This window comes from Thalassolituus sp. UBA2009 (assembly GCF_002335285.1).
GTDB lineage: Bacteria > Pseudomonadota > Gammaproteobacteria > Pseudomonadales > Oceanobacteraceae > Venatoribacter > Venatoribacter alkanivorans.
Genome location: NZ_DDCJ01000082.1, coordinates 4,774 through 12,189 on the forward strand (window position 1 = coordinate 4,774; position 7,416 = coordinate 12,189).

At 53.2% G+C, this 7,416-nt stretch carries 6 protein-coding genes; all 6 read left to right on the top strand.

The window, feature by feature from the left end; genetic code table 11:
- The first annotated feature begins 177 nt into the window (after window positions 1-177).
- Complete coding sequence (locus B3P58_RS10390) at window positions 178-717, top strand: DUF2147 domain-containing protein (protein ID WP_286717384.1); 540 nt, start codon at window positions 178-180, stop codon at window positions 715-717.
- Window positions 718-940: 223 nt separating this feature from the next.
- A complete protein-coding gene (locus B3P58_RS10395; protein WP_286717386.1) occupies window positions 941-3,736 on the top strand; it encodes a TonB-dependent receptor in 2,796 nt (931 codons plus the stop codon).
- Window positions 3,737-3,893: 157 nt separating this feature from the next.
- Window positions 3,894-4,181, top strand: coding sequence for an FAD-dependent oxidoreductase (locus tag B3P58_RS10400; protein ID WP_286717388.1), 288 nt, complete (start codon window positions 3,894-3,896; stop codon window positions 4,179-4,181).
- Window positions 4,182-4,242: 61 nt separating this feature from the next.
- Window positions 4,243-5,133, top strand: coding sequence for an NAD(P)/FAD-dependent oxidoreductase (locus B3P58_RS10405; RefSeq protein WP_286717390.1), 891 nt, complete (start codon window positions 4,243-4,245; stop codon window positions 5,131-5,133).
- 98 nt (window positions 5,134-5,231) lie between these two features.
- Complete coding sequence (locus B3P58_RS10410; protein ID WP_286717391.1) at window positions 5,232-6,593, top strand: DUF5690 family protein; 1,362 nt, start codon at window positions 5,232-5,234, stop codon at window positions 6,591-6,593.
- A 29-nt stretch (window positions 6,594-6,622) separates the two neighbouring features.
- Window positions 6,623-7,324: a UTRA domain-containing protein gene (locus B3P58_RS10415; protein WP_286717393.1), complete on the top strand. Its 702-nt coding sequence runs from the start codon at window positions 6,623-6,625 to the stop codon at window positions 7,322-7,324.
- Window positions 7,325-7,416: the final 92 nt, after the last annotated feature.

Consider the following 7,416-nt stretch of genomic DNA (forward strand, 5'->3'; position numbering starts at 1 on the left):
CAGAGCCATCGGTACAGCCAAATGGCGGATTTTTCCCGGAAGATACCTTATGATCGGCCTACCTGGCCTAACCAATAACTGATAACGCAAGCGGCCGGGGTCCGGTTGTGTCGCGGCTCGTTGTAATACGGGCATTGCCCTCCGGCCGGAATTGCACCAGCTCTGGAGAGTTTGTCTGTGAAAAAATCCATATCCGCTCTTGCTTTTAGCCTGTTGTCATCCGTTGCCATGGCCGATCCTGCTGTGGGCCAGTGGGTAACCATCGACGACGAAGACGGCAGCCAGGCCAGCGTCGTTGACATCAACATTAACGAAGAAGGCAAGCTGCAGGGCACTATCGTAAAACTGCTGCGTGAAAAAGATCAGGGCAAATCCTGTGAAAAATGTCCGGACGATTTTAAAGATCAGCCGGTTGAAGGCCTGACCTTTATGTGGGGGCTGGAAAAAGAAGGTGAAGGCGAGTGGGAAAGCGGCCGTATCCTCGACCCTAAATCCGGCAGCATTTATAAATCCCAGCTGGAAGTTGCTGAAGATGGCCAGAGCCTGAGCGTTCGCGGTTATATCGGCGTATCCTGGATTGGCCGCAGCCAGAAATGGTTGCGCTACGAAGCCCCAATTGCAGAAACGGCTGCAGAAGCTGTAAGCGCAGACAGCAGTGCAGAAACTGCAGAAGCCGCACCGGCTGAAACTACAGCTGAAACCGCCGCTGCAGAATAACGATTAGTTTTTTATTCTGCTGAAGCCCGCTTAACCGCGGGCTTTTTTGTGTCTGTAATCTGCTCATATCGGCAATGTGATTTCTGCCCGTTGTTGAACGCCACAGTCATAACCCCGTCATATTTTCTTCCTAATCTGCACTGGCTAACTGGATTAGACCAGATTCGGATGCCGCCGGCACAAGGGGCGTGATTGCGGCTTACTGGAAACTATGGGGATTAGGATGAAGACGTTTAAAACTGCAAAACTGCCACTGCTGGCGACACTGTTGCTGGGCAGCCAGCTGGCACTGGCCGATGCCAGCCTGATGGGTTCGGTGATTGATCAGAGTTCGATATTACCCGGTGCAACGGTTACCGTTGTGGAAACCGGCGCCCGTGTTCAGAGTGATGAACGCGGCCAGTTTATTCTCAAAGGCCTGCAGCCCGGCACCTACAACCTGAAAATTACCTATGTAGGTTATGAGCCGCTGCAAACCACCGTGACCCTGAGCGCCGATGAGCGTAAAGATCTGGGCGCACTGAAAGTGGTATTTACCGGCGCAGGTATCGAAGAAGTGGTCGCCGTTGGCCATATTTTTCAGGGCGAAATGAAAGCGCTGAACACACAGAAAAACGCCAACCGTATTCTTAATGCCATTTCGGCTGACGGCATCGGTAAATTACCGGACCGCAACGCCGCCGAAGCGGTACAGCGTATTCCCGGCATTTCGATTGAGCGCGATCAGGGCGAAGGCCGCTTTGTTGCCGTGCGTGGTTTACCGGCGCAGTGGAGTTCCGCCTCGCTGAACGGCGACCGTATTCCGACCGCCGAAGAAGAAACCACCTCGCGTGCGACTGCGTTCGATTTTTTTCCGACCGAAATGATCGAAAGTGTGGAAGTCAGCAAAGCGGTAACGCCGGATATGGAAGGCGATGCCATTGGCGGTAATGTGAATTTTATTACCCGCCGTGCGCCACAGGAAACCACACTGGATGTCACCGTTGGCACCAACTACAACGATAAAGCGGAAGAGAGTGGTTATAACCTGAATATTCTTGCCGGTGACCGCAGTGACGATGGTAAGTGGGGTTATATCGTTAATGCCAGCCAGTATGTGCGTAACTGGGCGACCGATAACTTTGAACCACGCCGCAGTGGCGAAGGGATTAAACGCCTTGAACTGCGCGATTATACCGGTGAGCGCGATACCCGTGGTTTTAACGGTGCCGTGGAATATAAATTCGATAATGGCGATACCGTCTATGCCCGTACCCTGTACGGTACCCTGATCGACGATGAAACCCATTACAAACACCGCTACCGTTTTGATAAAGACCGGATCGAGCTGCAGCATATTCACAATATTCTGACCACCGAACTCAGCGGTCATCAGCTGGGTGGTGAACACTGGGTCGGAGAGGGCGGTCTGCTGGAATGGAAAGCCTCAACCTACGATAACCACTTCTATTACGGCGATGTGCCGAACAGCAAAGACAAGAGTTATTTCGTCGCCCGTTTTGATCAGAAAAACGTAGGCTTTGCAGGGCTGGATAACCGCAGCGGTAAAAACCTGTCGTACAACACCATCGACGGGGGTAACAGTCCATCGAATAAACCATCCACCCATTTACCGGATGGCTTCAGCATGGACCCGACACAGATGGCGTTGTCTTCTATTGAACTTTATAAGGTCGATGTGCGGGAAAAAGATAAGGTCGTGGCGCAGCTCGATTTTACTCAGGATATGAGCCTCGATCTGCAACTGAAATTCGGTACCAAATACCGTGAAAAAGAGCGGGTTGCGCGTTTCTCCGATGAGTTTTATCAGTGGAAAGACAGTGCGACAACGCCGCTTTTGAGCGACTTTGATTTAAGCGATCAGCCGGGCCGTAACGATTATCTGGAAGAAATTAACGCCGGTTACGCCGATGACTTCAGCCAGGTGGCGGATATGTCGGATCTGGAAAATTTCTGGAACAAAAACCGCGATCAGTTCGAACTGATTGATGGCGAATCCTACACCGTAGCCAACGGTGGGGCGCTGGGTCGTAACTTCGATGTGAACGAAACCCAGATGGCCGGTTACGGTATGGCGACTTATCAGCTGAACGATGATGTCAGCCTGGTGGGCGGTGTGCGCGTCGAACGCACCGAGACCGAAGTGTCCGGTTACAGCGCCGAAGACAATGCCGGCACGCTGGTGATTGTGCCGGTTAAAAAGACCAAGTCTTACACCTCGGTGCTGCCGTCTGTACATATGACCTACGCCCTGACCGACGACAGCAACCTGCGCGCTGCCTTCAGCCGTACCTTTGCCCGTCCGGACTTTGGTTCGCTGGCTCCGGGTCAGGCCTATTCTGAAGCCGATGGTGAACTGGTGGTAGGCAATCCGGGACTGAACCCGACGTATTCCAATAATCTGGATGTGTTATTTGAGCGTTATTACGACAATGTCGGTGTGATTTCCGGCGGCCTGTTCTATAAGCAGATCAGCGATCCGATTTTCAGCAAGCGCTCTGAAGTAACCTTTAAAGGTGAAACCGTTGACCGTGTGGATTCGGTGAACGGTGATAATGCCTGGCTGGCCGGTGCTGAGTTTGCCTTCAGTCGTCGCCTCGATTTTATTGCCGATGCGCTGGAAAATGTCGGCGTACAGGCTAACTACACCCGTATGCGTTCGGTGATGGAATTAACCAATGGCCGCAAAGCCGATATTCCGCGTCAGGCCGACTCTCTGTATAACGCCGCGTTATTCTACGATGACAGCACCTTTGCCGTGCGCATCGCTGTTAACCATAAAGGCGCTTATATTCAGGAACACGGTGACAGCAGCGACGAAGACAGCTACTACGGTGATTACACCAGCGTTGATCTGAGCGCATCTTATCAGGCAACCAGCGATCTGATGGTGTACGCCGATATTAATAACATCACCAACGAACCGATGAAGTATTACCTCGGCAGCGAACGCCGTCCGTTGCAGGTGGAATACTACGGTTACCGCGCCAATCTGGGTGTTAAATACAGCTTCTTCTGATTTATTGCAGTAACAAAGAACACCGGCTCCGGCCGGTGTTTTTATTTGTGTTCTGCCTTGATACAACGTTTTCTTTCTCTGAACCTGCCTGTCATCGTTTTGTCATCCGTACTCTTTTAAATACTTTCATCTGGACTAGACCAAAAGAAGTATCAAGATGGCGGAAAAACAGCAGGTGGTTATTATTGGCGGCGGCATTTTAGGCTTCGCCATTGCCCATTATCTGCAGAACAGTGGTGAGGCACAGGTCTGGCTATTTGAGCGCGGCGAATTAGGTGCAGGCACCACCAGTCAGGCGGCAGCCTTATTAACCCGGGCGCGCAGCAGCGACAGTGCCGCATTAATGGTGCACGAAACTCACAGCACTCTGCGTATGCTGGAGCAGCGTTTTAATCTGCCCTTTGCGCAACGCAGCGGTTGTTTGCACATCGCCGTTACACGATAACGAACGTCGAGCAACAGCAACGTTATTTTCAGCAGGCGCAGCAGCTGGATGTTGGCACACAATGGCTGGACACCAGCGATATTCAGCGGCTGCTGCCCTGGCTGACGCAATCACAGCAGACAGCAGTGCGCTGTATTACCCCGATGACGGTCACGCCGACCCTTATACCCTGGCACAGCTTTATGCCCGTTCTGCCCGCGCCGCAGGAGCACAGATTATTGCTCATTGTGCGGTCAGCCGGCTGGAATCACAGGGCGGTACATTTACCGGGGTATATTTAGCCAGCGGTGAATTTATCCGTGCCGACAGTGTGGTGCTGGCGGCTGGCCCCTGGAGTGCGGCGCTGGCCTATGACTACGATATCGCACTGGCGATGGCACCGGTTCGCAGCCATTACTGGATAACCAACAACCAGCCGCAGGTTGATGCCAATCAGCCGATGGCAATTATTCCTTCGGCCAAAGCCTATTTCCGCAGCGAACAATCGGCGCTGTTATTTGGTGTGCGCGACAGCCAGTGTTGTGTCGCCGACCCGCGTGCATTACCGCACGATATTCACAGTTTTCATTTTGCCGAAGATGCCAACGGCTGGCTGGCACTGGAAGAGCACTGGCATAACCTGCTGGCGCTCTGTCCGCTGCTGGAGCAGGCGCAACTGTCGCATTACTTAAGCGGTGTGTCGTCTTACACGCCGGATGGCAAACCTTTGCTCGGACGTCTGGAGCAGTACAGCAATGCCTTTGTCGCCACCGGCTGCTCCGGTGCCGGTATTGCGTTCAGTGGCGGTATTGGCCGTTTGCTGAGCGAGCAGATTCTCGGCAAACCCACCTTTGTTGCCGCCGAAGAATTCTCACCGGCCCGTTTTGCCACCCTGCAGCCGCCAGCCGATCCGATGAGTGCGGAATTCCGCCTGCACTGTGCCCGTGCGCGCAGCGGCAAGAGTACCGGCTGAATGCAGCATTTTCATACAGCCGACATATCCCTCGGGTATTTCCTGTTTATAAGAACTGATTGCGCTGCAGGCACAGGTGCCGCAGCGGGAGTATTACTATGTTAATTATGCCGTTTCAGCGTTTTCACCAGCGGGTTCAGCAGCGTTTACAACATGCGCCTGCTGTCTGGTTTGTGATGTTTGCCATCAGCGCCGCCTTTATGACGTACTTTTCTATGTACGCCTTCCGCAAGCCTTTCTCGGTGGCGATGTACGATGGCCAGACCCTGTTTGGCATGGATTACAAAGTGATTCTGATTTTTTCTCAGGTGCTGGGTTATCTGTTGTCGAAGTTTATCGGTATCCGTGTGGTGTCGGGCATGATGCACGACCGCCGCGCGTTGGCCATTGTGTTATTGGTCGCCAGTGCACAACTGGCATTGTTTTTATTTGCGGTATTACCGGCGCCATTAAAACCTCTGGCGATGTTTTTTAATGGTCTGCCGCTGGGCATGATCTGGGGGTTGGTATTCAGTTATCTGGAAGGGCGTAAAACCTCGGAATTACTGGGGGCAGGATTGAGTGCCACTTTTATTGTTGCCTCAGGCATGGTACGCAGCGTAGGCAAGGCGTTAATTGTTTATGCCGATGTGCCGGAATTCTGGATGCCGTTTTTAACCGGCCTGATTTTTATGCCGCTGCTGCTGATTTCGGTCTATGCACTGTCGATGATTCCGGAACCGGATGCGACAGATGAGGCTGAACGCATGAAACGCCAGCCGATGACCGCCGCCGACCGCTGGCAGTTATTCGGTCAGTACTGGTTTGGTCTGAGTCTGCTGATTCTGGCATTTTTACTGTTCACCGGCTTACGCGATTTCCGCGATAACTTTTCTGCCGAAATCTGGCAGGCGCTGGGTTATGGCAATGAACCCGCGATTTTTACCTACGCGGGGGTACGCATCGCCGGTATGGTGCTGGTGGCGCTGGCATTATTAATGTTTATCCGCGATAACTTCCGTGCCTTTACCGCCAACCATCTCGCCATTGTGCTGGGCTGCTTTATTCTCGGTTACAGCACCTGGCTGCATCAGCAACACTGGCTCGACAGTAAAATCTGGATGGTCGCCTTAGGTACGGGTTTGTATCTGGCCTATATTCCGTTTAACTGCTTTTTGTTTGACCGTTTTGTCGCGCTGGCCGGTGGCGTGGCTAATGCCGGATTTCTGATTTATCTGGCTGACAGCGCCGGTTATACCGGCAGCGTGGGGTTATTGCTGGTTAAGCATTTTTATGCAGCGGACATCAGCTGGCTGAATTTCTTTGTCAGTGCTGTTTACAGCACCGCTATTATTGGTGGGGCGCTGGTCACGCTGTCGTGGCTGTATTTCCGCTGGCGCTTTTTCCGCAATGGACAGCAGTCTGAGGAAGAGCTCCGGAAACAGCCGCTGGCTTCTGTTGCTGCGGCGAGGCTAAAATAGCCATGCATACCGATGCCGGATTGAAAAAAATGCTGCCAGCCAATATCGAAATACGCGACTACCTGGCCGGACTGATCAAACAGTCACGCCTGAAACAGAACGAACGCCTGCCATCCGAACGCGAACTGGTCGAGCAGTTTAAAAGCACGCGAATTACCGTGCGTGATGCGCTGTCGAAGCTGGAATCGGAAGGGCTGATTTACCGCTCCAACCGCCGCGGCTGGTTTGTCTCACCGCCACGGCTGGAATATGACCCGTCTTCGCGGGTGAATTTCTACCTGCTGGCGGAGCAGCAACAACGCACTCCGGCCACCGAATTAATTTCACAAAAGCGCATTAAAGGCCCACAGGCCGCACGCACAGCACTGGCCGTTGCCGCTGACGAAAAACTGATTGAGCTTGTGCGTCTGCGCTCCCTCGATGGTCGTCCGGTGCTGTACGAATTTATCTACCTGCCGGAAAGCCGCTTTCCGGAACTGATGAAAAAAGACCTGGAAGGCTCGCTCACCACCCTGATGCAGCGCGATTACAACGTCGAAATTACGCACGAAGATAACCGTATCTGTGTGTCGGCGGTGTATGATCAGGTGGCCGACGCGCTGTCGCATATTAACGGCGCGCCCTGTCTGGAGATTCGCCGTATCCGTTATGAAGGGGAGCGTAAGGCGGTGGAGTTTGATATTGAGCACTGGGTTCACAGTGCGATAGAACTGCGGATTCCCAGTCACTGAGTTTTTCAGCTGTTTTGTGGGAGCGGCTTGGTGGGAGCGGCTTGGTGGGAGCGGCTTTCAGCCGCGACACTGTTTCTGTGGCCGCTGCGCGG